Origin of the sequence: Polynucleobacter sp. AP-Nickl1-40-C4 (assembly GCF_035012665.1) — a bacterium.
In the GTDB taxonomy this organism is placed as follows: domain Bacteria; phylum Pseudomonadota; class Gammaproteobacteria; order Burkholderiales; family Burkholderiaceae; genus Polynucleobacter.
In genome coordinates this window covers 40,090-64,591 of sequence record NZ_JAYGQR010000009.1, presented here as the reverse complement: position 1 = coordinate 64,591, position 24,502 = coordinate 40,090, and the positions used below count along the sequence as shown (strand labels likewise).

The 24,502-nt window shown below is 46.1% G+C and carries 22 protein-coding genes; 10 read left to right on the top strand and 12 right to left on the bottom strand.

The annotated features are described in order from the left end of the window. Positions 1-57: 57 nt before the first annotated feature. From VC182_RS10290 to VC182_RS10275, 4 genes are read right to left on the bottom strand one after another with little or no spacing between them, the layout of a single operon-like run. Positions 58-1,695, bottom strand: a complete 1,638-nt coding sequence (locus VC182_RS10290) for an ABC transporter ATP-binding protein (protein ID WP_216243852.1) — start codon at positions 1,693-1,695, stop codon at positions 58-60. Further along, complete coding sequence (locus VC182_RS10285; RefSeq protein ID WP_072583477.1) at positions 1,692-2,717, bottom strand: ABC transporter permease; 1,026 nt, start codon at positions 2,715-2,717, stop codon at positions 1,692-1,694. The genes VC182_RS10290 and VC182_RS10285 overlap by 4 nt, the downstream gene beginning before the upstream one ends. Further along, entirely contained in the window at positions 2,714-3,778 is a 1,065-nt protein-coding gene (locus VC182_RS10280; RefSeq protein ID WP_192846863.1) for a microcin C ABC transporter permease YejB, read from the bottom strand. The genes VC182_RS10285 and VC182_RS10280 overlap by 4 nt, the downstream gene beginning before the upstream one ends. Positions 3,779-3,789: 11 nt before the next feature. Further along, complete coding sequence (locus VC182_RS10275; RefSeq protein WP_216243853.1) at positions 3,790-5,658, bottom strand: extracellular solute-binding protein; 1,869 nt, start codon at positions 5,656-5,658, stop codon at positions 3,790-3,792. 50 nt (positions 5,659-5,708) lie between these two features. Between VC182_RS10275 and fabI the strand changes: the two genes are divergently transcribed. From fabI to VC182_RS10245, 6 genes are all read left to right on the top strand, one after another. After that, on the top strand, positions 5,709-6,494 hold the full coding sequence (gene fabI, locus VC182_RS10270) for an enoyl-ACP reductase FabI (RefSeq protein ID WP_072583474.1): 786 nt from the start codon (positions 5,709-5,711) through the stop codon (positions 6,492-6,494). Between the two features lie 8 nt (positions 6,495-6,502). Beyond that, on the top strand, positions 6,503-7,819 hold the full coding sequence (chrA, locus tag VC182_RS10265) for a chromate efflux transporter (protein ID WP_083564276.1): 1,317 nt from the start codon (positions 6,503-6,505) through the stop codon (positions 7,817-7,819). Positions 7,820-7,841: 22 nt separating this feature from the next. Then, the gene (locus VC182_RS10260) at positions 7,842-8,726 is read left to right on the top strand and encodes an FAS1-like dehydratase domain-containing protein (RefSeq protein ID WP_072583472.1); all 885 of its coding nucleotides are present in this window, start codon (positions 7,842-7,844) and stop codon (positions 8,724-8,726) included. 18 nt (positions 8,727-8,744) lie between these two features. Then, positions 8,745-10,121 (top strand): MmgE/PrpD family protein, encoded by a 1,377-nt coding sequence (locus VC182_RS10255; protein WP_323485234.1) that lies wholly within the window; start codon positions 8,745-8,747, stop codon positions 10,119-10,121. A 38-nt stretch (positions 10,122-10,159) separates the two neighbouring features. Then, entirely contained in the window at positions 10,160-11,005 is an 846-nt protein-coding gene (locus tag VC182_RS10250; RefSeq protein ID WP_323485233.1) for a CoA ester lyase, read from the top strand. Positions 11,006-11,099: 94 nt separating this feature from the next. Next, positions 11,100-12,089: a tripartite tricarboxylate transporter substrate binding protein BugD gene (locus VC182_RS10245; RefSeq protein WP_072583469.1), complete on the top strand. Its 990-nt coding sequence runs from the start codon at positions 11,100-11,102 to the stop codon at positions 12,087-12,089. A gap of 64 nt (positions 12,090-12,153) precedes the next feature. On the opposite strand, the gene VC182_RS10240 is transcribed toward VC182_RS10245, so the two are convergent. The 6 genes from VC182_RS10240 to VC182_RS10215 form a co-directional block, all read right to left on the bottom strand. Continuing rightward, a protein-coding gene (locus VC182_RS10240; protein WP_416350585.1) for an IS3 family transposase occupies positions 12,154-13,505 on the bottom strand; the annotation gives its coding sequence in 2 pieces (ribosomal slippage) (positions 12,154-13,043 and positions 13,043-13,505; 1,353 coding nt in all). Positions 13,506-13,588: 83 nt separating this feature from the next. After that, positions 13,589-13,957, bottom strand: coding sequence for a Rap1a/Tai family immunity protein (locus VC182_RS10235; protein ID WP_323485232.1), 369 nt, complete (start codon positions 13,955-13,957; stop codon positions 13,589-13,591). A gap of 22 nt (positions 13,958-13,979) precedes the next feature. Further along, positions 13,980-15,164, bottom strand: coding sequence for a DUF3300 domain-containing protein (locus tag VC182_RS10230; protein WP_323485231.1), 1,185 nt, complete (start codon positions 15,162-15,164; stop codon positions 13,980-13,982). Positions 15,165-15,345: 181 nt separating this feature from the next. Beyond that, the gene (locus tag VC182_RS10225) at positions 15,346-15,960 is read right to left on the bottom strand and encodes a hypothetical protein (RefSeq protein WP_323485230.1); all 615 of its coding nucleotides are present in this window, start codon (positions 15,958-15,960) and stop codon (positions 15,346-15,348) included. Then, positions 15,960-17,195 carry a sialidase family protein gene (locus VC182_RS10220; protein ID WP_323485229.1) on the bottom strand — a complete coding sequence of 412 codons (1,236 nt, stop codon included), beginning with the start codon at positions 17,193-17,195 and terminating at the stop codon, positions 15,960-15,962. The genes VC182_RS10225 and VC182_RS10220 overlap by 1 nt, the downstream gene beginning before the upstream one ends. Next, the gene (locus VC182_RS10215; RefSeq protein ID WP_323485228.1) at positions 17,192-18,913 is read right to left on the bottom strand and encodes an ArnT family glycosyltransferase; all 1,722 of its coding nucleotides are present in this window, start codon (positions 18,911-18,913) and stop codon (positions 17,192-17,194) included. Before VC182_RS10215 ends, VC182_RS10220 begins: the two co-directional genes overlap by 4 nt. A 180-nt stretch (positions 18,914-19,093) precedes the next feature. Between VC182_RS10215 and VC182_RS10210 the strand changes: the two genes are divergently transcribed. From VC182_RS10210 to VC182_RS10200, 3 genes are all read left to right on the top strand, one after another. Continuing rightward, positions 19,094-19,426 carry a c-type cytochrome gene (locus VC182_RS10210; RefSeq protein WP_323485227.1) on the top strand — a complete coding sequence of 111 codons (333 nt, stop codon included), beginning with the start codon at positions 19,094-19,096 and terminating at the stop codon, positions 19,424-19,426. A 14-nt stretch (positions 19,427-19,440) separates the two neighbouring features. Then, positions 19,441-20,715, top strand: a complete 1,275-nt coding sequence (locus VC182_RS10205; RefSeq protein WP_323485226.1) for an NAD(P)/FAD-dependent oxidoreductase — start codon at positions 19,441-19,443, stop codon at positions 20,713-20,715. A gap of 108 nt (positions 20,716-20,823) precedes the next feature. Beyond that, positions 20,824-21,282, top strand: a complete 459-nt coding sequence (locus VC182_RS10200; RefSeq protein WP_143143912.1) for a phosphate-starvation-inducible protein PsiE — start codon at positions 20,824-20,826, stop codon at positions 21,280-21,282. Between the two features lie 4 nt (positions 21,283-21,286). Here the strand turns inward: VC182_RS10200 and VC182_RS10195 are convergent, their stop codons facing one another. Continuing rightward, positions 21,287-22,696, bottom strand: coding sequence for a TAXI family TRAP transporter solute-binding subunit (locus VC182_RS10195; RefSeq protein ID WP_323485225.1), 1,410 nt, complete (start codon positions 22,694-22,696; stop codon positions 21,287-21,289). 85 nt (positions 22,697-22,781) lie between these two features. On the opposite strand from VC182_RS10195, the gene VC182_RS10190 reads away from it, so the two are divergent. Continuing rightward, complete coding sequence (locus tag VC182_RS10190; RefSeq protein WP_072583461.1) at positions 22,782-23,483, top strand: pirin family protein; 702 nt, start codon at positions 22,782-22,784, stop codon at positions 23,481-23,483. A 21-nt stretch (positions 23,484-23,504) separates the two neighbouring features. Here the strand turns inward: VC182_RS10190 and VC182_RS10185 are convergent, their stop codons facing one another. Beyond that, positions 23,505-24,488 carry a tripartite tricarboxylate transporter substrate binding protein gene (locus tag VC182_RS10185; protein WP_323485224.1) on the bottom strand — a complete coding sequence of 328 codons (984 nt, stop codon included), beginning with the start codon at positions 24,486-24,488 and terminating at the stop codon, positions 23,505-23,507. Positions 24,489-24,502 lie beyond the last annotated feature (14 nt).

The following is a 24,502-nucleotide window of genomic DNA, read 5'->3' as shown; positions in this document are numbered from 1 at the left end:
TTTATATCAGGGCGCATGCACCAAATTAGCCCATTCAAGGGGGGGTTGATCCGCCATCTAAGTCAACTCTGCAGCTGCAAATAGTTCCCTGGTATAGATCTGACGGGGATGCTTAATGAGGGTTTCGGTATCACCAAATTCCACCACCTTGCCCCCTTTGAGAACCATCACTTCGTGAGACATTGCTCTAATGACTGCTAGATCGTGACTAATCATGAGATAGGCTAAGTTGTACTTTTTTTGCAGCTCGGTCAATAAGGCAAGCACCTGCTTTTGAATAGAGACATCCAATGCCGAGGTGGGCTCATCTAATACCAAAATTTGTGGGCGCAAAATTAAGGCACGCGCAATCGCAATTCTTTGGCGCTGTCCTCCAGAAAATTCATGGGGGTAGCGCAGAAGCGCAGAACGATCTAAACCCACCTCTTTAAGCATATCCACTACACGTGTCTCACGTTCTGCAGTAGATAGTTTCGGAAAATGCACATCCAATCCCTCAGAAATAATCTGCAATACGTTCATGCGCGGTGACAGCGAGCCAAAGGGATCTTGAAAGATCACCTGCAAGCTAGAACGCATCGCACGTCGCTCCATAGGCATGAGTTTTTGCCAATCGCTGCCAAGCACATCAACATTGCCAGTCACTTCTGCCATTGAATCACCTAGCAAACCGAGCACAGCCATACCTAGGGTGGTTTTGCCAGAGCCAGATTCTCCAATCACACCAATGGTCTGTCCTTGCTTTAATGCAAAGCTGACTTTTTTCAACACTTTATGTGATGGCGCTTTTTTAAACCAAGAGACTGATTCTTCGCTCGGGTAAGCAACCGAGAGATCCTCTGTTTTCAACAACACTGGAGCTAATGGCATCAGAGGTGCCAGGTCGCGTACCGGCTCACTATTGACCAAGGTGCGCGTATAAGGATCCTCTGGATGTTCAAACACTTGTTTGGTTGGCCCAGCCTCCATCAAGTTACCTTGATTGAGCACAGCGACACGTTGTGCAAAATGCTTCACCAAATTGAGATCGTGGGTGATCAACAGAATGCCCATACCGCCATGATCTTTAGATTCTTCTTGGAGCTCTTTGAGTAAATCCAAGATTTGCAAACGCAAGCTCACATCTAAAGCTGTCGTAGGCTCATCGGCAATCAGTAGCCGAGGCTTACATGCCAAAGCCATCGCAATCATGGCGCGTTGTCTTTGGCCGCCTGAGAGTTGATGTGGATAAGAATGAAAGCGGCGCTCAGGCTCAGGTATTCCCGTCTTACGAAGCAAATCAATCGCGGCATCAATCGAATCCGCTTTAGATATCAAAGGTTGATAGATCTGCACTGCTTCAATAATTTGATTGCCCACAGTAAAGAGCGGGTTCAAGGCCGTCATCGGCTCCTGAAACACCATCGCAATTTCACGACCGCGAATCTCCCGAATATCTTGGATAGACATCGAGAGCAAATCTACGGTGCCCTTCCCATCTTTTTTATTCCACAGAATCTTTCCAGAGACTTTGGCGCCCTCGGGCTCTAAACGTAATGGCGCCAATGCAGTCAGCGTCTTACCTGAGCCGGATTCCCCAACCAATGCCACACGCTCACCAATGCCGATTTCTAAATCAAGATGATTGACTGCAAACTTTTCCCGACGACCCGTTCCAAATGAAATGCACAGATCTTCATAACGAAGCAAACTCATGAGCGACCTCCGCTCATTACGCCAGCCTTACGAGAATCAAAAGCATTACGCAATGCTTCACCCATAAAAGTTAATAGCAACAGAGTTGCGACCAAGACAACAAAGGTTGATAGAGAGATCCACCAGGCATCGAGATTGCTTTTGCCTTGAGAGAGCAGTTCGCCCAAGCTTGGAGTGCCCGGGGGTACACCCAAGCCTAAAAAGTCCAAACTGGTTAAGGACAAAATGGCGGCACTCATGCGAAATGGCAAAAAGGTAATCACTGGGGTCAAGCTATTAGGCAGGATGTGACGCCACATGATTTGTAAATTGGTTAAACCTAATGCTCTTGCTGCACGCACATATTCCAGGGCGCGATTGCGGAAAAATTCTGCACGGACGTAATCTGATAGACCCATCCAACCAAAAGCGGCTAACAAAATAATCAGCAGGGAAACGCTAGGATTAAAGATCGAGGCAAAAATGATGAGCAAGTACAGCTCTGGCATAGCTGACCAGATTTCTATGAGGCGCTGAGAGACTAGGTCAAACTTTCCTCCAAAGAAGCCCATTAAGGATCCAGTGATGATGCCCACACTCACGCCAACAATCGTTAGTGCAAGACCAAAAAGAATCGATAAGCGGAAACCATAGATCAGACGAGCCAAAACATCGCGCCCACGATCATCAGTCCCCAACCAGTTCTCCCATGAAGGTGGTGCTGGATTAGGCACTTGTGAAAAATAATTGAGCGTCTCATAGCTATAGTGAATCGGCGGGTAGATTGCCCAGTTTCCATTACTAGTAATGTTCTGACGAATATCGGGATCTAAGAAATCAGTTGGAGTCGCAAAGTCACCACCAAAGACAGTTTCTGGCTGACTCTTCACAATCGGAAAATAGAAATGGCCTTCATAGCGCACCACTAAAGGCTTGTCATTCGCAATCAATTCGGCGCACATCGATAAACCAAACAGGACCATAAAGATCCATAAGCTTGCATAACCCATGCGACTATTCTTGAAGCGCTGCCAACGACTCATGAGCCGCCTCCTGCACCAAACTGAATGCGTGGGTCTACATAAACGTAACAAAGATCGGAGATTAACTTGGTAAACAAGCCAATCAGGGTGAATAAATACAGAGTGCCGAAGACTACTGGGTAGTCACGACGCATTACGGACTCGTATGAAAGCAAACCGAGCCCGTCTAATGAGAATAATGTTTCGATCAACAGTGAGCCAGTAAAGAATGCGCCGATAAATGCTGCCGGGAAACCCGTTACTAAAGGCAAGAGTGCATTACGGAACACATGTTTCCACAACACTTGCTTTTCGGTAAGACCCTTTGCTCGTGCAGTCAGAACATACTGTTTACGAATCTCTTCTAGAAAAGAATTCTTGGTCAGCATAGTCACTACTGCAAAACTACCCAAAACAGAGGCGGTAATCGGCAACACTAAATGCCACAAGTAATCCATGACTTTGCCAAACAAACTCAGATCACTCCAATTATCCGAAGTAAGGCCTCGTAGCGGAAATAACTGTAAGAAACTGCCTCCACCAAACAGCACCAGCAATAAGACACCCAGCACAAAACCAGGAATGGCATAACCCACCAAGATCATGCTGCTGGTGACGGCATCAAAGCGAGAGCCATCGCGTACTGCTTTAGCTATTCCTAAGGGTATGGAAACTAAATATGTAATAAAGAAGGTCCACAGTCCAATACTGATCGAGACTGGCAACTTAGAGACCACTAAAGTCCAAACGCTTTCGTGTTGGTAGTAGCTTTCACCCAAGTCAAATCTGGCAAAGCGGCCCAACATCATGAAATAGCGTTCGAGTGGCGGCTTATCGAAACCGTATAAGGCTTTAACTTCCTCTAGACGCTGTGCATCGACACCTTGACGGCCGCGATAGGTTGATCCGGATCCGGAGGACTCGGAGCCGCCTGTTGCAGCACCGCCCTTCCCTTTTAACTCCAATACCATTTGCTCTACTGGACCACCTGGAACAAATTGCACTACTGCAAAGGTAAGAGTAAGCACCCCCAAGATTGTCGGAATCATTAGAAGCAAACGTTTAAAAATATAGGCGCGCATTTGACCTTGCATTATTTAGCCTCTTCTTTCCACCAGTTTTGCATGATCCATGCCTCGGCCGAGTAATACAAAGGAGGCTCTGGATAACGCATCTCGTGGCGAAAGGCAACGCGATGGGTTGGGTTGTACCACTGCGGCACAACGTAGTAACTATTCCACAGAACTCTATCTAGAGCTCTCGTTGCGGTTCTTAGCTGTTCCCGATTTTGTGCTTTGGTAATTTCATCAATCAAAGCATCCACCACGGGAGACTGCACGCCAATCACATTATCAGAGCCTTTTTCTTTAGCGGCCTGACTGCCAAAGCGGTCCCAGAGTTCATTTCCTGGATTTTGGGAGTCCTGAAATCTGACGGTGGTCATATCAAAGTCGTATTCATTCATACGCTTTTGATGCAAAGCAAAATCGCTGGTCCGAATATCTACTTGCACTCCCAGCTTTTCTAAGTTGCGTACATAAGCAGAAATCACTCTCAAGAAAAATCCACCATCTTCAACTATCTCAAAACGAAATGGCTCACCCTTTTCATTGCGCAATGCACCGTCACGATATTGCCAGCCCGCATGAAGAAGGAGTTCACGGGCTTTCTTCAAATTCTGGCGTAGGCTGCCAGGCGACTTAGTTGATGGCGCCGCAGGCATCGGGCCAAAGACTGCATCCGGAACCCACTGTGGGTATTTTGCTTTTAAGGGCTTGAGTAGCTTTAGCTCTGACTCTGTAGGTTTGCGAGGGCCATCAAAGTTGGCACTCAAATCACTGTTGGTGAAATAACTATTGATACGGCTGTACTGATCAAAAAATATTTGGCGATTGAGCCATTCAAAATCAAGTGCATAGCCTAAGGCTTCGCGCACACGCGCATCTTTAAAAATAGGCCGTCGCACATTCATAGCGAAACCTTGCATGCCAGCGCCATTATGATTTAGGAATGCTTTCTTTAAGAGAACACCTTGATCAAACTTAGAGCCCACATACCCTTTAGCCCAGATCTTGGCGCGATATTCAACCAGAGCATCAAACTCCCCCGCTTTAAAGGCTTCCAGCCTAACAGCATCATCGCTGTAAAGCTTATAAAGGACTCGATCAAAGTTATAAAAGCCAACGCGGATATTTAACGGTTTTCCGAGTTGATCAGCCCAATAGTTTGGGTTCTTTTTAAAAACAATCGATTTACCTGCTTTGAAAGATTCAATCAAATAAGGCCCACTACCGATTGGCGTTTCAAAGGCAAGACTCTCAAATGGAATCACCGTTCCATCTGCTTGCTTGCCCCAGTTCCGCGAGAACACTGGGAATGTTCCCGCCAGGATAGGTAGTTCAGTATTGTCATTCTTAAAGTCGAAGCGGATGGATCGATCAGACAAAACAACCGCTTCTTTAATATCCGCAAAGGTAGTTTTATAACGCGGATGCGCTTTACCGCTCATCAAGGTATCAAAGCTATATTTAACATCAGCAGCCAAGACTGGACTGCCATCTGAAAATTTTGCCTCAGATCGAAGATGGAAGGTGACCGATTTGTGATCTTTGGCTACCTGAATATCATCTGCTAATAAACCGTAAATACTGGAGACCTCATCAGCACTTCCCTCGGCCAATGACTCAAACATCAATTCGATACCGGGAGCGGTGATACCTCTCAGGGTAAATGGGTTGAATTTATCAAAGCTCGTTCTTTGCCCTGGGTTTGGCAAGACCAGGGTTCCACCGCGGGGAGCATTGGGATTAACGTAATCAAAATGGGCAAATCCATCGGGATATTTAGGCTTGCCGTATTGTGCAATCCCTTGTCCTGCCAGAGCTATATTGGCCCCTAGCCCCGCTAGCAGGGCTAGCAGCAATAAATAGGCAATTTGTCGAATGGGCTTTAAGGTGGGCATATATGCAACAATTGTAGATAGCTAATCATATTTGAAGTAAAGGACACAACATGGGCTTTCTCACCGGCAAAAAAATCCTCATTACCGGCCTCCTCTCCAACCGTTCTATTGCCTATGGCATAGCCAAGGCCTGCCACCGCGAAGGTGCTGAACTAGCCTTTACCTATGTAGGTGAGCGCTTTAAGGACCGCATCGTTGATTTTGCAAAAGAATTCAATACCGAACTGATTTTTGACTGCGATGTGGGCAGCGACGAACAAATCAGCGCCCTTTTTAAGGATTTAGCCAAATCCTGGCCCCAATTTGATGGTTTTGTACACGCGATTGGCTTTGCGCCACGCGAAGCAATTGCCGGCGATTTCTTGGAAGGTCTTTCTCGTGAAGGCTTCAAGATTGCTCACGACATTTCTGCTTACAGCTTCCCAGCGATGGCAAAAGAAGCGCTCCCAATGTTGCGTGATAAATCTTCATTGCTCACATTGACTTATTTAGGATCCATGAAGAATGTTCCTAACTACAACACTATGGGTTTAGCAAAAGCATCGCTTGAAGCATCCGTTCGCTACCTCGCTGGCTCAGTTGGTCCTAAAGGCATTCGCGCTAACGGCATCTCTGCTGGCCCAATTAAAACTTTGGCCGCTTCTGGCATAAAAGGCTTTGGCAAGATTTTGCAAGCGGTTGAGGAAACTGCTCCACTGCGCCGTAATGTGACGATTGATGATGTAGGCAATACTGCTGCATTCTTATTGTCTGACTTAGCCAATGGCATCACCGCTGAAATCATTTACGTTGACAACGGCTTTAGTCAAGTGGTTGGCGGAATGGATGAAGTTTGAGCATTCCAATGCGCGAGGCCCTGAAGTTTTGGGCTAAGCTAGGCTTCATCAGTTTTGGTGGGCCAGCAGGACAGATTGCCGTTCTACACCAGGAGTTAGTTGAAAAGCGTCGCTGGATTTCTGAGCGGCGCTTTTTACATGCGCTGAACTACTGCATGCTATTACCAGGGCCAGAGGCCCAACAGCTAGTGACCTATATTGGCTGGCTCATGCACCGCAGCTGGGGCGGTATCCTAGCGGGTACGCTCTTTGTGCTGCCTTCCCTGTTCATTTTGATTGGGTTGTCGTGGGTATATCTCACCTTCGGACAAGTCCCCTGGATTGCCGCCATCTTTTTTGGCATCAAACCTGCAGTGACTGCAATCGTGTTGCACGCTGCCGTGCGAATTGGTAAACGCACAATTCATAACCAAGCACTCCAATGGATCGCTCTTGGATCTTTTCTCGCCATCTTTATTCTGAATCTCGCTTTTCCCATCATCGTACTGATTGCAGCAGCAATCGGATATTGGGGTGGTAAACGCTATCCAGAATATTTCCAACAAGCTGGTGGGCATAGCACGAAAGAAGCAAAACAATTTGGTAGCGCCATCATTGATGACGACACTCCTACTCCCGAACACGCCAGATTTACTTATTCAAAAGCGGTCCGTCATAGCCTTGTCGCATTTACTTGCTGGCTCCTTCCTATTGGTGTATTAATAGCCATCTTTGACTGGAAGACCTTGTACCCAAATATCGCGTGGTTCTTTACCAAAGCCGCCTTGATGACTTTTGGTGGTGCGTACGCAGTTCTACCCTACGTATACCAAGGAGCAGTCGAACACTTTCATTGGCTCAGCGCCAACCAAATGATTGATGGTTTAGCGCTAGGCGAGGCTACGCCAGGACCACTCATCATGGTAGTGGCTTTTGTTGGCTATCTTGCAGGACATATCCAACATCTCATTGGCAATACCAATCCATTTTGGTTTGGGGTGTTGGGTGCTTGTGTTGCTACTTGGTTTACTTTTTTACCCTCCTTCTTTTTTATCTTAGTAGGCGGTCCGTTAATTGAGTCAACACATGGCAAGCTAGGATTTACAGCCCCGCTAACAGCAATCACAGCGGCAGTCGTTGGTGTCATTGCTAATCTAGGCCTCTTCTTTGCTTATCACGTCTTTTTACCAAGAGGCTTTGGCGGCTCGATCTCTTGGATCTCGATTTTGATCTGCGCTCTAGCTGGTTTAGCTTTATTTAAGTTTCAAAAGGGTGTTCTTTCGGTATTGGGCGGGTCAGCCTTAGCTGGATTACTCTTCTACTACATCTCTATTTTGATAGGGTGAGTTTTTTCACAAGATTGGCATAATGGAACTTATGCGAATCGAACCTCAAACTATCACCCACCTGCAAGAATGGCTTGGTAAAACAGAGTCTCTGCAGGACACCGTCACAGCAGCCCCCGTGCGCGCACTATCCGCAACCTTGGATCGCGATGATGCTGCACCAAGTAAGGGGACTTTTTTACCTGAGCTGTGGCACTGGTTGTATTTTCTGCCCCACGCCCGCGAATCCGAAATCGGATCTGATGGTCATCCAAAACGTGGTGGCTTTCTTCCGCCGGTTCCACTACCTCGTCGCATGTGGGCAGGTAGCCGCATTGAATGGTTAAAACCACTTGCTGTTGGCGACGAGATTGAACGCGTTTCCACGATTGAGTCAGTAACCCATAAAGCAGGTCGCACCGGTGATTTAATTTTCGTATTGGTCAATCACAAAATCTCCAACCAGAACGGTCTAGCGATTATTGAAGAGCATGACATTGTGTATCGGGATGCGCCCGGGCCAGACGATAAACCTGTTGCCCCTACTGCCGCACCGACGGATGCTAAATGGAGTAAAACAATTACACCTGATGACGTACTTCTATTTCGTTATTCAGCATTAACTTTTAATGGCCATCGCATTCACTATGATCGCAAATATGTCACTGAAGTTGAAGGCTACCCCGGTTTAATCGTGCACGGCCCTTTGATTGCGACACTATTGGTAGATCTAGTGCGCCAAAGCATTCTAGGATGCAAGCTTAAAAGTTTTGAGTTCCGCGCTATACGCCCTACTTTTGATATCAACATCTTTAAAGTCAATGCCAAGCCGGATCTAGAAAAAGATCCGAGTGGAAAAACCATTTCCATTTGGGCGGAGGACCATGAAGGCTGGCTCACTATGCAAGCAACCGGTGTTCTAGCCTAAACACATGAAGGTTTACTGATGACCACTCAACACCTTTCTCTTGAGCTAGCTAGCTTTGCGGCCAATTTAAAAGCTGCAGATATTCCAAGCGACGTCATGAGCCGCGCCGAAGACCTATTGGTTGATTGGTTTGGTTCAGCTATTGCTGGCAAAGGCTCGCGCCCAGTGGAACTCATTACTCAGTTTGCCCAAAATATGGGTGGGTTTGATGCAAGACACGCTGGTCCCTCTGAAGTTTTAGTTTCTCGCAAAACCTCTAGCCCCTTTTTAGCGGCAATGGCTAATGCAGCAGCATCACATGTTGCAGAACAAGACGACGTCCACAATGGATCAGTCTTTCATCCAGCTACGGTGGTATTTCCTCCAGCATTAGCCTACGCGCAAGCCATTGGCGCTTCTGGTGAAGATTTATTGGTTGCTGCAGTGGCAGGCTACGAGGTAGGTATTCGGGTTGGGGAATTTTTAGGTCGCTCTCATTACAAAGTGTTTCATACCACCGGAACGGCCGGCACATTAGCTGCTGCTGCGGCAGTTGGTCGCCTACTCAAACTCAATTCAGAACAAATGCTCCATGCCTTTGGCTCTGCGGGGACTCAATCAGCCGGCCTTTGGGAGTTTCTGCGTGATGCCGCAGACTCCAAACAACTACATACCGCCCATGCGGCCTCCACTGGCTTAATGTCTGCCTATATTGCACAAGCTGGCTTTACAGGTGCTGAACATATCCTGGAAGGCAAGCAGGGATTAGCGGCAGGCATGTCAAGCGATAGTGACCCCAGTAAATTGGTTGATCGTTTAGGTACTCGCTGGGCTTTAGCAGAAGCAAGCTTTAAGTATTACGCCTCCTGTCGTCATACTCACCCCGCTGCTGACGCCCTACTTCAAGTCATGTTGGTAAACAAACTAACGCCTAACGATATTGCGAAAGTAGAAACCTTGGTTCACCAAGGTGCTATTGATGTATTAGGCCCGGTAACTGACCCTGCTACTGTGCATCAGTCTAAGTTTTCTATGGGAACTGTGCTCGCTTTGGTTGCACATTACCAATTTGCTGGCCTGCAAGAATTTGATCAGCACTTTCATGATGATGCAATCTGCACCTTCCGTGAGCGCGTCTCGATGATTCTCGATCCAGAGGTTGATAGTGCTTATCCGCAACGTTGGATTGGCAAAGTCAAAGTTCATCTGAACAATGGACAAATTCTGGAGGGTCGCGTAGACGAACCTAAAGGCGACCCTGGTAATACCCTATCTCGCGCAGAGATAACAGACAAGGCAATGCGCTTAGCTGCTTTTAGCGGGGGTGCCAGCCCAACAGAGATGAGTAAAGCAATTGATCTCTTGTGGAATATCCGCAAACAAGCCAAGATAGGCTTTCTACTGCCATCCGCATAAGTAAACCCACCACTCGCTCCCTTATTTTCTAGATTGATATGAACCCACTTGATACACCACTAGGCTTTAGTACTAACTTTCTATTTGTACCGGGCACTCGTCCTGAACGATTTATCAAAGCCCTCGATAGTGGTGCTAGCGGTGTTGTCTTAGATTTAGAAGATGCCGTTGCGGAGGAAGACAAAGAGAGTGCGCGTGACGCCATTCGCACTGCATGGCCTAGCTTTAGTCCTGAGCAAAAGAAGCGTCTAGTCATTCGTACAAACTCACCTGGTAGTAAATTTTATTCAGGCGATTTAATTCTCGCGCAACAACTTGAAGTTGCCTGTCTATTGATTCCCAAAAGCGAATCGCTCGACCAAATTAATGGTGCCGCCCTCATACTCCCCAATACTGCAATCATTCCCATGATTGAAACGGCAATTGGCCTGGATAAACTGAAAGAAATTGCATACTCCAACCAAGTGATTCGCCTTGCTTTGGGTAATTTAGATTTACAAGCGGATCTGGGCATGGTCTGCGACCGCCAAGAGATCGAATTACAAACAGCTCGGTTTCAGATCGTTTTAGCATCACGACTTGCACAGATTGCCCCTCCTATTGATGGGGTTACACCATCTACTGACGACATTGAGCGCATTACCGATGACTCAGAACGCGCAAAGCGTATGGGTTTTGGCGGAAAACTCTGTATTCACCCAAAACAAGTGGCTATCGTCATCAAGGCATTTACGCCAACCGAAGAAGAACTAGCCTGGGCCCAACGGGTCGTTGAGGCAGATGTGGCCTCCAAGGGCAGCGCTGTAAAGCTAGATGGCCGTATGATTGATCGACCCGTGGTGCTACTAGCCAAAAGAACCCTGGCAATTGCTGGTAAACACTAAGAGTTTCCTATGTCTAAGGAGTTGCAAAACTGGCAAAATAACCCAGAGTTGTTTTGCACTCATATAATTTTTATAACTACTACTAGAGACTAAAATGAAATTACGTAAATCACTATTTGCCGGTTTCTATGCAATCACTACCCTAGGATTTATTGCAGGTAATGTGTTAGCTGCAGATCCCTATCCAAATAAGCCCATCACCTTGGTTGTACCTTTTGCTGCCGGCGGACCTACAGACGCTGTTGCCCGTCTGATTGCCGTGCCGATGGGTAAAGAATTGGGTCAAACCGTTATTGTTGAGAATACTGTTGGCGCAGGCGGCACCATTGCAGCCACCCGAGTTGCGCGTTCCGCTCCAGATGGCTACATGATTTTTATTCATCACATGGGCATGGCTACTGCGCCGGCTTTGTATAAAAAATTGAACTTTGACCCGATGAAGGACTTTGAATACATCGGCCAAGTCGTGGATGTACCAATGGTGCTTTTGGGTCGCAAGAATTTCCCACCAAACAACTTTAAAGAATTAGAGACCTACATCAAGGCCAATAAGGATAAAGTGACGCTAGCTAACGCTGGTCCTGGTGCGGTGTCTCAGTTGTGCGGCCTTTTATTTATGTCGCGTGAAGGCGTGGAATTAACAACCGTTCCCTACAAAGGAACCGGCCCTGCATTAACCGATTTGCTTGGTGGCCAGGTTGACCTACTCTGCGATCAGACCACGCAGACTGTTCCTTATATTAAAGATGGTTTAGTAAAAGCCTATGGTGTTACCACACCAAAACGCCTGCCAGCCTTACCGAACATACCCACCTTGGATGAACAAGGCTTGAAAGGTTTTGAAGTAAAAGTTTGGCACGGTATGTATGTCTCTAAAGGCACGCCTCCAGCAGTTGTCAATAAAATCAATAAGGCGCTTAACGTTGCTTTGAATGACCCTGAAGTAAAGGCTCGTTTAGCAGAGTCCAATATTGAAATTGTTCCACCAGCTAAGAGAACTCCAAAAGGCTTGCAAGAACATCTTGAGGCTGAGATTAATAAATGGGGTCCTGTAATTCGCAAGGCTGGAGCCTATGCTGATTAAGGACTTACCTTAGAAATAAAAAAGCCAGCATCTTGAACTGACCCCCAGTAGTTGGACAGTTTAGTTAGGTTAGCACGAGGGATTGAGTTCGGTAATTTACCGGGCTTAATCCCTTTAGTTTTTGTTTGATTCGATCATGGTTGTAGTAGTGGATGTATTCCTCTAGCTTTGCCTTAAATGACTGAACATCCTCAAACTTCTTTTGGTAGAAGAACTCGGTCTTCATAATCCCAAACCAGTTCTCCATGACAGCGTTATCTAGGCAATTGCCTTTTCTAGACATGCTTTGAGTAATGCCTTGCTGGTGAAGGGCCTGTTGATAAAGCCCCATCTGGTATTGCCAACCCTGGTCTGAGTGCAACATAGGCTTGTCTTTTGGTCCCAGTTGTTTAAATGCGCTTTGGAGCATTTGCATTACTGAGCTAATCTGTGGTCGATCGGCAATCTCATAGGAGATGATCTCTTGGTTGTATAGATCTAAGATCGGTGAGAGGTATACCTTCTCACCCCTGATGTTGAACTCCGTCACATCAGTAACCCACTTCTGATTGGGTTTACTGGCCGCAAAGTTACGCTCTAGTAAATTGGGTGCCACCTTACCGATAGTGCCTTTATAGGACTGATAGCGTTTAGGCCTAACAAGGGATTTAAGTCCTAGTTGCCCCATCAGCTTTTGTACAGTCTTGTGGTTTAAGTATTGCTGTTGATTGCGTAGCTCTAGTAGCACTCGCCGATAGCCATAGCGACCCCGATGGGCATTAAAGATCTGGGTGATATGCTCTTTAGCATCCTGATAAGGATCGGCTTTACCACTGGCATCCCGCCAGTAGTAATAGACGCTTCTCGCCATCTTGGCAATCTGGAGTAAATCTAGTAAACGGTAATGCAGCCTTAACTCAGTAATTACTTGGGCTTGCTCTCTTTTACTGCTTTGCTCTGAGCTAAGGCTTCTAACTTTTTTAGGTAAGCACTCTCTGCCTCGGCATACTCTAAGCGTCTTCGCAACTCTGCCGGCGTGAGCTCAGAGATCGGCTTTTTGAGTAATGCTTTGATATTAAATTGAGACATCGGCGGTCGTCCTCTCGGTCGATTGGCAAGGGCTGTAATACCGCCTTCATTGTAGAGTTTTTGCCACTGCAAAATCGTAGTCATACTCCCAATGCCGAAGTGGGCGGCAGCTGGCCTTGCTGATATCTGGTGCGCAGCCATGTGCTGCAGAACTTGGACTTTAAAATCTGGGGAGTAGCGTTGGAAGCTGGGAGTAAGCCCACTATGGCCATGGGCTTGATAGGCCAAGACCCATTTGCGGACATCTGAATGGCTAATCTTAAATAGGTGACCTACCCGCCTAAGACCGCCTGACCTTAGAAACTCTTTAACTACCTTTAGCTTGAACTGCTTGCTGTACTTGCTCATAAAACAAAACCCCCTTGGTTGGACATAATGTCCAACTTTTGGGGGTCAGTTCATCTCGCTGACTTTTTTATTGTGCTGAGTTCTTATTTACAGGGGTAATTATCAGCAAAGAAACGCATTAAAGTTTTAGCTGCTTTCTCTTTATTAAACTGAGGGTTTGTCTTGGTCCATACCAGGAACTTTTGCAAGACCTCATTACGAGTCTCGCTCTTATTTACAAAGCAAATGGCTGGCTTGGCATCTGGACGACGATTCGCCAAGTATCCCTGATAGACTCCTTCGCCAAAGCCAAAACAAAAACTGCGACCTTGATCATCATCAGGATTTTTGCAGAGCTCAACAAATGCAGTAGTACTAGCATCATCCGCTGGGAGATCCTTCTGCGCAAATGCACTTGGAGCAGTGGAAAGGATGGATCCAATAAGTACAAATGTTGCTGTGAATGTTTTCATGATTCTTTTCTCTCAGTAAATGTTAACGCCTAAAACCGCTCATGTGCCCACCGCCAAAGCCACTCATATGGCCACCACCGCCTCCACCGCCACCAAATCCGCCCATATGTCCGCCACCACCACCGGCAAATCCACCCATATGGCCGCCGCCAAATCCTCCATCTCGCCCACCCTCATCAAAGCTACGTGAGCGATCTTGATTACCATCAAAGCGCGCTTGATCTCGCAAAGCGTTTTCTTGAGCGGCCTCGCGATAGATATTGGGATTAGATCTATCCATCTGGGCATCATTGCGCGCTTCTTGATTTAATCGCGCTGCCTGACTTCTTTCTTCAGGAGTTGCATCTTTCTGAAAAGCATTATTAGCGCGCTGACCATCCATTCTGGCCGCCTGCCTCTCCTCTGGAGTAGCTTTATTTTTCCAGTCGTTCAGCAAGCGCTGCTGGTTAGCAACATTTGCTGGTCCGATAATTGCACGAGAGGGTATGCGCCCAGATGCATTGATGTTCGTAGAATTAATCGTGCCATTATTCCAATTGGGTTGCGTCCAAAAATCATCGCCGATCATAAATCCCGCACCAAAAGTCATCAGACCCCAAGATGGGTTGTAGATAGGATACGGAGGGTACTCTGGATATGGCCAGGGCCCATAAACAACTGTGGGGTTATAGGTTGGGATGTAAACTACTTTTGTATTGGCTGGGCTGATCAAGACGTTCCCGTCCGCATCAGCTGTTACGGTAATTTGCTTATTAGTCTTTAGGGTACCGGCCTTAACAGCCATTTTTCTGAGAGCTTGAACTGCTTTCATGGTATCTGCGGCTTGGAGCTTATAAGCATTACCTAAATTCTGGGTCCACTGCAATTTATTGCCCATCATATTGAATGCTTTTGGAAACGACATTAAAGATTTAACACTATCGTTCCAAGATTGGGCCTTGAGTGCATTTTGCAGATCATCACCCGCCAATGAAGCATTGCTAGCTCGCCAATTATGAGCTTCTGCTACCTCTAACGGGTAGGTTGAGGCCAGCAGCATCAGCGACAGCAAAGAATCGGGATACAGCGCAATTGGCGAGACCAATGACTGTAATTGCTCTGAAGAAATAGTTTGCGGGCCAGCGTTGTAGCCGGATCCAGCGTATCCTCCGCCTTGCACATAACCTTGAGGGTAATATCCGCTAGATTGATAAGTATCAGGGCTCATAACGCATCCATTGAGAAGGGATCCAAAAGTGATCATTACTAACGTTAGCAACCTCACTTTCTTACTCAACACAGAAATACTTTGTTGGCTTGTCTGCTTCATATCTGCCTCAGCATTGATCTATATAAATTCAATAACTCACTAGATGCATATTACTTTACAACCTTGCGTTTGATGAGTCCTAACCCGGTCTAAATAAATATCCAGAGCGGGCTTTGTCCCTTTTCCTTGTATACATCATGCCAATACAGGAATATATAGCCCAGATGGCCAAGAATGGATCAAGTAAGTAATCCCAAAGATTAGCTGACTCATGCCAATGGACTGACCAGGCCAGAATGGCGATAGCAATAATCCAGACACCCTTTGTCCAATTCGCCAAGCCGCACAATGCGGCAAAAAATAGAACCGAAACTAAGAATGCAATAGATCCATAACCCCATGCATAAGGGTCAATCATGCCCAAACCCAAGGCAAATGGATAAAAACATAGAGAGATGATTGCCACAAACAATTTGAAAGCAAATGGTACAGGCTTATTGGCGGGCAGCAATGAGCTCCACAACAATAAAGTCAGCACGATGCTCAGATCACCAGTCAAGCCACGCACATAGGCAACTAACGGTAAATTCATACCTAATGGCCAAAACAGAATGTTTCCCATTAGAAGAACTAAAAATACTTTGATGACGAATGGAATAGCGCTTGGAGAAAACTTTTGTAAGATCCAAACTCCAACTACTGCACAAGAAATAGATAATTCAATCGGGGCTGTGATTTGCATAAGCTGATTCATTATTGAGCCTCCGGGCTTGATGCAACGTCGTCGAGCGACTGCGCTTTACTGAAGGCCTGCTTCAACCATGCGCCTGAGAAATAACGATGACGAATCTTCTTGCGATCCCAGGTATACACCAGATGAGCATCATCACCATTAACCGTGATCAAGTAAGGATAAGAGAACTCTTTACGTTGAGCCTCAGGTAAAGCCTCATCGTCCTCCAATACCTCAACGGTTTGCCATTGCTCAGATTTAACATCGCTCATCAATAAGACCAAACGATAGCGCCCATTTTCAATATTGTTTAAAACCAAAATGCGAGCGCCGCTTTTGAGAACAAGCCCAGCAACTGCAGAATTGGGATTGGCAATATCCAAATCTTCTGCCTGCTGCCATGTTTGACCCGCATTTTCTGTATGACTAACCGGGATTTTCTTTGGTAACCCAGAGCTCCGTGTTTGCCGGAAATATGCACTGGCATATTGCGCGTCATTTACAAATACGAGTGGCTGAATCGCACCGCGCCCAGAACTCATACGACGCTTATCAATTACCTGCCCTGCATCCAACCTTAAGAACTCGCCAAAACGCCCTATCCACTCATGATAGGCAGGCAAGCCTAGTAGACCATCGGTGAACATCACATTAGGGGATTTCACGAGAGTGCTTAAATTCAGTAACGGGGAGCTGATGAGGCGTTGCGGCTTACTCCATGTCAAACCTTCATCATCCGAAGTCATTGCAGAAATTGAACTACCCGCCCAACCGCCAATAGAGACGGTGACGAAGAACAATTGCAGACGTCCATCAGCCAATCTGGCTGGCACAGGATTGCCTAACTTAGCGATATAACGTGAAAGCCCCTTCTCCGCACTAATGCGATCCATCACAACAATGGGTGCACTCCAGCTCGAAGACTTGGGGTCGAATACAGAGCTGAAGATCGAAACATCAGCAGCACCTTCGCGACTACCGGCAAACCAAAATGCTCTTACTGCACCATCCTTGAGGGCAATCATGGATGCAGCATGGACTGAGGCAGCGCCAGTATCTGGCAACCAATTTGATTGAGGCGGAGACACGCTATCCTTGATGGAGTCTTTTGTCTTCGTTAACGCAGGCTCGTCAAGCGCTTCGTCTGCCTGAAAGGAAGCAGCAGCAAATGGCGCCCACACTGGGCGACTATCAATATGCAGAAAGCCAATCACTGCAGCAAGCAACAAAAAACAAAGAGCAATGACACGACTCATCTACAAACATCCTTTAAGTTGGATAAATCTGGGGTCGCCACCGGTGTAAAAATCAGGTATTCATTAACAAATAAATATTTACCAATATGCCCCATCAACATTTCCTGAATTTCTTCATTAGAGTGACGGGCCCTCATCTCCATTCTTTGTCCAACAATCTGACAAGAATCACATAGTGCAGGCTGAGTACCCAAAGAAGTGTGCACCGCAACTAGAGGGTAGGCGGATGTCAGAGTTGCGACATCACTAGCATCTTTCGCTAAATAGCCATGCAGCTTTGCACCTGGTAGCAACAATCGATACTCCTCATCCTTGGCTCGATAGTCACAAGGAATCCAAACATCCCTGCCTGCCAACCGAGCAATCGTTTCTACCGAGTAGCGCCCTAAGCGCCCTTCTAATGGAGCAAGACTACTAGTCAACCCGCAATAAACCAAAAAGCAGGCTGCCAAAGAAATGGTTTTAGTGAAACGCCGATTCAGCAAGCCAAGCAAGACCAGCAATATTCCTGCCGCCATGAGAATCCAATGATAATAGGAGTAAGTCCATGCGCCAGCATCACCCATAAATTGTGAGAACTGAAGATTGATACCAATCCATAGCAAGAGCGATAACACCAGTAATTGCAAGAGCAAGGCAATGCGGAAGCCCCATAAAGGCAACTTATCCCAATATAAGGCAATCAGCGCCGCAAAGGCTGGCATCACTGGCAAAAGATAACGACCTGAACGCTGACTAGGTAAGCTGAACACAATAAAGAACGCTGCTATCAAAAGCAGTAATAGCACCTCTTCTAAATTCAGAAAGCGACGTGTACGCCAGCATTGCATCAAACTTGATATCAATACAAAGCTAAATAAGCCTGCATTAGCAATCGTCGTCAAAATTAAAAGCCAAATGCTATCTCCACCGCGCAGCAAATCCATAAAATAACTAGACTGACGAGCGGCAAACTTACCGGCATTCTCGCCCAGTACAAATTCGCTCCAAACAGCTTCTGGATATGGGTCCATGGCAAACCACAAGGCAAATACGCCGAGGGCAAGTACAGTAATCAGGATCAACTTATATAGGTCGCGGATGAGTACCTGAGGAATACTCCACTGCCGCCAGCGCCAGAAATAGAGCCCCAAAGCAAAATTAGCAGGAACGATGTAGGCAAAAGATTTTGCAAATAGCGCAAGACCAAAACACACCCCCGCCATCAATGGGAAAAAGAATTTAGATTCAAATGCACTTTTACCCCAATACAAAATCGCCATAAATGGTAGCGATACCCAAAATACTTCTGGGGGGTCCGCTAAGAATGGTCGACCGTAGCGATAGGTTGCAAAAAAGGAGAGCCATACTAATGATGCCAATATTCCAGTTTGCGTTTTGCCACTGAAACGTCGGACTGCTAAAAATAAGAAAAATGCCGTTAGTGCGGTATATAAAACACTAGGCCAACGCAAATTTGCCAAACTCCATTCGCTTGCCCAATGCGTACTAGCAATACCCTGCCAAAATATCAGTGGCGGCTTAGTGTTTTTAATGCCATCCATTTCAGACTGCAGTGGCAGCCATTGGGCCGAGTCCGCCGTCATGCGCACAATATGCATATAGGGATACTCATCACCGTTTTTTGGCGCAAATCGGCTATCCAAACCATAAAGGTAGGTAAATACACCTAAAAGGAGTATCAATAAGGCGGAACGGTAAGAAAATGAAATTCTCATACCCGTAGTTTATAGGGCTTATAGGAAATTCCAACAAAATACATCAGGCCCGCATTTTCGAATGAGTTTATGAAAAATGAATCTGAGGTAAGCGCTACTTTTTATGGATTTCTTGATTAAGATACTCATAAAGCAATACACCTATAAGTCAAAAAAATAATTCGAATGGAGAAAGGCCGCATGCGAGCACTGTTTTCAAGACCCGGAATCGTAGTATCGACATATATTGGATTGTGTCTATGGAGCAGTCTTTCTTTAGCGCAAAATCCAGATGCAAGCAATTTATATAAACGTAGTCTTGCAGCAAACTGCGCAAATTGTCATGGCACTGACGGAAACGGTGTTGTTGATGGCAACATCCCACTCATCAACAATCTTACTCACGCGCAAATATTAGAAAAATTGATGGCTTATAAATCTGGGTCATTGGACGGCACTATCATGCCGCAGCTTACCAAAGGCTATACCGAAGAACAGCTTAATACCATCGCCAATCAACTTGGCAAGAACTAACAAGGAAGCCCACCATGGATCGTCGACACTTTATAGGTCAGAGCACCGCCGCACTTGGTTTGCTGGCAGGCTTTTCTGGTCAAGCCCACGCTAATTTACAAAAGGCAGAAATCCTTGTGATTGGCGGAGGATATGGTGGCGCTACCGCTGCTAAATATTTACGCTTGTTCTCTAACAACACTGCTAAGGTGACATTGATTGAGCCTAATGCAGCCTTTGTTTCCTGCCCACTATCTAATTTAGTTGTAGGTGGCTCACGCACAATATCTGAAATCACGACCCCTTATGACAATCTGAGTAAGCGTCATGGCGTGAAGATCATTCAGGACAACGTCTCCAGCATCGACCCCGATAAAAAAACAGTCAAGCTTGCCTCTGGGAAAACCTTACGCTATGACAAAGCGATCGTTTCACCCGGTGTTGCCTTAATGATGAACAGTATTGAAGGACTGGCTCAAGCCAATACAGCAGGCGTTACCCTCCAGGCCTGGAAAGCAGGCCCCGAAACAGTAGCCCTACACAATCAACTGGCAGCAATGCGCGATGGTGGCACCTTCGCAATCAGCATTCCAGAAGCCCCTTATCGCTGCCCTCCAGGACCTTACGAGCGAGCCTGCCAGGTAGCAAACTATCTTAAGCACCATAAGCCTAAGTCTAAAGTTCTCATTTTGGATGCTAACCAAGATGTCACTTCAAAAGGTGCGCTCTTTAAGAGGGTGTGGGCAGAACAGTACCCAGGATTGATTGAGTATTTGCCCAAATACAATGTCACCGCCGTGGATGCAAAAACAAAAACTTTGAAATTTGAAGTGCAAGAAGATATTAAAGCAGATGTTTTAAATCTTCTACCGGCGATGAGCGCCGGTGAGATTGCCGTCAAAACTGGGTTAGCAAATGCTAACGGCCGCTGGGTTAATGTGAATTATCTCAACTTTGAATCTACTGCACAAAAAGACATTCATGTCTTGGGTGACTCGATTCAAGTAGCGCCAGCAATGCCTAAGTCAGGGCACATGGCCAATCAACATGCCAAAGTGGCGGCTGCCGCGATTGTGGCTGAACTCAGTAACTGGGAAGTTAATCCAGCGCCAGTAGTGAACAATACTTGCTACAGTTTTGTGAACGAACGAGAAGTAATTCACGTGGCTAGCGTTCATCAATACAGTGCCGCTAAGAAAACTTTTGAGCCTGTTCATGGTGCAGGCGGACTATCTCCGGCACCCTCAACTCTTGAAGGGGTATATGCCTGGGGCTGGGCTCATAATATTTGGGCGGACAGCCTGGGTTGATCTAAGTCAATACTTCCAAAAAAAGGGGGCTTGGCGCCTCTTTTTTTGTTTACATGGCTGCATAGATACCTATACTAAACAAAACAGATTAAAAAACTCGGAGGCTTAATGAATATGACCCCTACCTCACCAAAAGATGCATCCAAATTAGAAGATGCCATTGAAAGATGGACCGTTCCCATTGGAAACTTATTTGTCTCTTTATTTCATCGGATTGCATTATTTGGAATCGGTGCCGCAACCGTTTGGTCAGCAGCTGTTGCATTCCTGGGTATGGTTAATAAAGGATCGGCTTCAATCGAAGACCTGCTCTTGCTATTTATCTATCTCGAAATTGGCGCCATGGTCGGGATTTATTTCAAAACCAATCATATGCCAGTTCGCTTTTTGATTTATGTAGCGATTACTGCGGTAACTCGTCTCATCATTGACTTAGTTAACACCAAGCACGAGGCTGATATGGCCATCCTCTTTATGGGGCTTACCATTCTCATTTTGGCTCTGGCTAATGCAGTCGTTCGTTACGCTTCATTTAAATTCCCCAGCAGAAATGGTGATAGCGAATAAAGCCCTATAAGTCAGGATCAATGCCTTCATCAAATTGATAGGGGTGTACGCCCCTATTCAAGCAATTACGCACGTAATCAATGCTAGCTCGCAAGGCATAGTAGTCGCCAGACAGGCGCTTAGAAACTTTAATATTTAAAGCTTGATACTCAAGTAAATTAAGCCTCTTTAGATATTCATCCCGCTGTTGATCGTCAAACCCATTCAGTAATTCTTGCTCCAAGGATTTTAAAGAACCATATAAGCGATTGATCTTATTTTGCATGCGCTTAGCGCGATATCCTGGCAGAGCCTGTAAAAGCGGATAGCTCAATACACAGAAGGGCAGGAATACAAAAATGAGGCGATTAATAAGCTCGGCCACCCAGAACGGGAAATAGGCTACCAATAAGGGGTAATTATTTTTCTCATAATGAATTGCGACGGGACTTTCAGGCAACATGGAATCTTTAAAGGATGGAAACTCTCCGCGCTCAGCAAAGAAAGATTCTTTGCCATTAATCTGTCTGGCAGCTTCTAAAAATAGAAATTGAATCGCCGGATGCATGCGATCATCAATCAATAGATTTGTTGTTGTTGCCAACAGCTTCATATCCGTTGGTGGAAAGTTGCGTGGCAAATTAAAAGCCCCTTGGGGGACATCCAAAATATTGAGATAAGGCATTAATTTGACATAGGCTGCTGCACGTTTAAAAGTGACTAAATGCAATGACTTATCGTTTAACAAGGTCTGTACATTGGGAGCATCATAGGAATCCACAATAAAGGCTCCATCTATCTCGCCCGCCTGGAGCGCCTTCACCGCATCATGTCCAGCAAGATTGAGAATTTGTACCCCTTTTTTATAGCCTGCGGCCTTCAGTATTTTGGTTGACTGAGCGTAGGTACCGCTGCCCTCAATTCCCACAGAAATCTTTTTATTGGCAAAATGTTGAAATACGACGCCAACTGAATCGGACTCGGTAGACTTTAGCTCCGAACCTCGATAAAAAAACCAAATAGGATCATAGGCAATTGCACCCAAGGACTGAATACCAGTTACTTCCTTGGTGTGGTCTACTCCAGCCTGAACAAAAGCAACTTGTACGGGGTCATCACGATCTGCTAAGCGATCAATGTTTTCTTGCGCGCCTGTTGTGGCTACCAACTCTAAAGTAATACCCTTTGCCTTGAAAAACTCTACATACTTTTTCCCAAGAGCTTCGTATGAACCGCCTGATGATCCGGTGGCCATAAGGACATGTCTTGGGGGCGGTGGATCCGCATACAACCAGATGCCCATCAGTATTGCCAGCAAGAGAATAAGGAGCGGCCAAGCCTCCTGTAGGAACTGGGTAAAGTCATCCCACTTCTCCCGAACGCTCTCAGAAAGCCCTAGATACGTTTCTTGAATGTCTTGTTTAAAGCTTCCCATTTGCTACCGATCGACAAATATCATTAAAGCTAATGATAATAGGCTTATTCTGAATCCTTCAACTAGTCCTTTAACGCCCTAAAACATGATAAATCTTAGAAAATCCCAGGATCGTGGCTATGCTGACCATGGCTGGCTTAAAAGCTTTCACTCCTTCTCATTTGCGGGCTACCATGACCCCCGCTTTATGGGCTGGGGGAATCTGCGCGTCATTAATGAAGATCGCGTAGCTGCAGGAATGGGTTTTGGCAAGCATAGCCATCGCAATATGGAAATCATCAGTTACGTACTATCTGGAGAGTTGGCGCACGAAGATAGTATGGGCAATATCAAAGGAATCCCACCGGGGGATGTCCAACGCATGAGCGCCGGTAGTGGAGTTACTCATAGCGAGTTCAATCACGCCAGAGATCAAACTACTCATTTTTTACAGATCTGGATAGAGCCCAATGTATTAGAAATTGAGCCGAGCTATGAACAAAAATCCATTCCAGAAATAGAAAAAGATGGCAAGTTGCGCATCATTGCCTCCCCTACCGGAACTGATGGTGCTGTGAAAATTAATGCAGATGCCAAGGTATATGCTGGGCTCTTTGATCAGGGTCAATCATTCGAGCTAGCATTAGACCCCAATAGAAAGTTCTACGTTCACCTTATTCGTGGTTCACTTGATGTGAATGGCCACGTTTTAAATGGCGGTGATGCCCTCCTAATGCAGGAGGAAAACCAACTAGCACTCTCTGATGGAAAAAGCGCCGAAGTCTTGGTATTCGACCTCAGCGCTTAGCGTATTTCTGAAGCGCCAGAGTTAATCTAACTTAATTTTGGCCTTTTCAATCACCGTTTTCCAGCGAGCAATGTCTGAAAAATACAGGTCCGAGAATTGCTGAGTATTCATCGGGGCAATTTGTACTCCAGCCTTTTGAAAGCGGTCCTTCATCTCAGGGGTTTCTAGGATCTTCAAAATAGAGTTATTTAACTCCTTGATGATTCCTTGAGGCGTTTTGGCAGGAACAAATACTCCCTGCCACAAAGCCATCTCGTAACCCTTAACGCCCGCCTCTTGAATCGTTAATAATTCTGGGGCGCCACTAAAACGATTTTTACTGGTGACAGCCAATGCCCTTACCTTGTCGCCTTTATACAAAGGGAGGCCTACTGGCATGCCTGCGAAATAAAAGTCGATCTGCCCGCCCATTAAGTCTGTAGCAGCGGGTGAGCCACCCTTATAGGGAATATGAATCGCTTGTAATCCAGTAGTGGCTAAAAATAATTCGCCAGCCATATGATCGGAGTTACCAATTCCTGAAGAGCCAAAACTCAATTTACCTGGCTCGGCCTTAAGCATTGCTATTAAATCTGCAACACTCTTGGCTGGTGAGTTGTTATTGACAATCAGAATATGAGGAGTTGCCGCGACCCCAACGACCGGCAATAAATCTTTTTGGCCATTGAACGGCAGTTTTGGATTGGCTGCCACATTAATAGCCAGGCCATTTTGTGCGAACAAGATGGTGTAGCCATCAGGGGCGCTTTTTGCCACCGCATCTGCTGCTAGGCTTCCTGCTGCGCCGCCACGATTCTCAACAATAATGGGCTGCTTTAAAGCAAGACTGAGATCATTGGCAATCATCCTGCCGACAATATCAGTAGAGCTTCCTGGCGCATAGCCAATCATCATTTTGATGGGTTTATCTGGGTAGGCAGCCCAGGCTGCCCCTACAAATACTGGAACAACCGCCGGAACAACTACCGCACTTATTACTATGTTTTTTATTAGTTTTTTAAACATATGTCTCCTCCAGT

Bases quoted from the DNA above. Each gene is read 5' to 3' on its own strand.
- VC182_RS10230 (WP_323485231.1), bottom strand. From the start codon at position 15,164: ATGAGCCCTGATACTTATCAATCTAGCGGATATTACCCTCAAGGTTAT.
- VC182_RS10235 (WP_323485232.1), bottom strand. From the start codon at position 13,957: ATGAAAACATTCACAGCAACATTTGTACTTATTGGATCCATCCTTTCC.
- VC182_RS10185 (WP_323485224.1), bottom strand. From the start codon at position 24,488: ATGTTTAAAAAACTAATAAAAAACATAGTAATAAGTGCGGTAGTTGTT.
- VC182_RS10215 (WP_323485228.1), bottom strand. From the start codon at position 18,913: ATGAGAATTTCATTTTCTTACCGTTCCGCCTTATTGATACTCCTTTTA.
- chrA (WP_083564276.1), top strand. From the start codon at position 6,503: ATGCGCGAGGCCCTGAAGTTTTGGGCTAAGCTAGGCTTCATCAGTTTT.
- VC182_RS10190 (WP_072583461.1), top strand. From the start codon at position 22,782: ATGATAAATCTTAGAAAATCCCAGGATCGTGGCTATGCTGACCATGGC.
- VC182_RS10255 (WP_323485234.1), top strand. From the start codon at position 8,745: ATGACCACTCAACACCTTTCTCTTGAGCTAGCTAGCTTTGCGGCCAAT.
- VC182_RS10285 (WP_072583477.1), bottom strand. From the start codon at position 2,717: ATGAGTCGTTGGCAGCGCTTCAAGAATAGTCGCATGGGTTATGCAAGC.
- VC182_RS10220 (WP_323485229.1), bottom strand. From the start codon at position 17,195: ATGAGTCGTGTCATTGCTCTTTGTTTTTTGTTGCTTGCTGCAGTGATT.
- VC182_RS10245 (WP_072583469.1), top strand. From the start codon at position 11,100: ATGAAATTACGTAAATCACTATTTGCCGGTTTCTATGCAATCACTACC.
- VC182_RS10275 (WP_216243853.1), bottom strand. From the start codon at position 5,658: ATGCCCACCTTAAAGCCCATTCGACAAATTGCCTATTTATTGCTGCTA.
- VC182_RS10210 (WP_323485227.1), top strand. From the start codon at position 19,094: ATGCGAGCACTGTTTTCAAGACCCGGAATCGTAGTATCGACATATATT.
- VC182_RS10200 (WP_143143912.1), top strand. From the start codon at position 20,824: ATGAATATGACCCCTACCTCACCAAAAGATGCATCCAAATTAGAAGAT.
- VC182_RS10195 (WP_323485225.1), bottom strand. From the start codon at position 22,696: ATGGGAAGCTTTAAACAAGACATTCAAGAAACGTATCTAGGGCTTTCT.
- fabI (WP_072583474.1), top strand. From the start codon at position 5,709: ATGGGCTTTCTCACCGGCAAAAAAATCCTCATTACCGGCCTCCTCTCC.
- VC182_RS10260 (WP_072583472.1), top strand. From the start codon at position 7,842: ATGGAACTTATGCGAATCGAACCTCAAACTATCACCCACCTGCAAGAA.
- VC182_RS10280 (WP_192846863.1), bottom strand. From the start codon at position 3,778: ATGCGCGCCTATATTTTTAAACGTTTGCTTCTAATGATTCCGACAATC.
- VC182_RS10290 (WP_216243852.1), bottom strand. From the start codon at position 1,695: ATGAGTTTGCTTCGTTATGAAGATCTGTGCATTTCATTTGGAACGGGT.
- VC182_RS10225 (WP_323485230.1), bottom strand. From the start codon at position 15,960: ATGAATCAGCTTATGCAAATCACAGCCCCGATTGAATTATCTATTTCT.
- VC182_RS10205 (WP_323485226.1), top strand. From the start codon at position 19,441: ATGGATCGTCGACACTTTATAGGTCAGAGCACCGCCGCACTTGGTTTG.
- VC182_RS10250 (WP_323485233.1), top strand. From the start codon at position 10,160: ATGAACCCACTTGATACACCACTAGGCTTTAGTACTAACTTTCTATTT.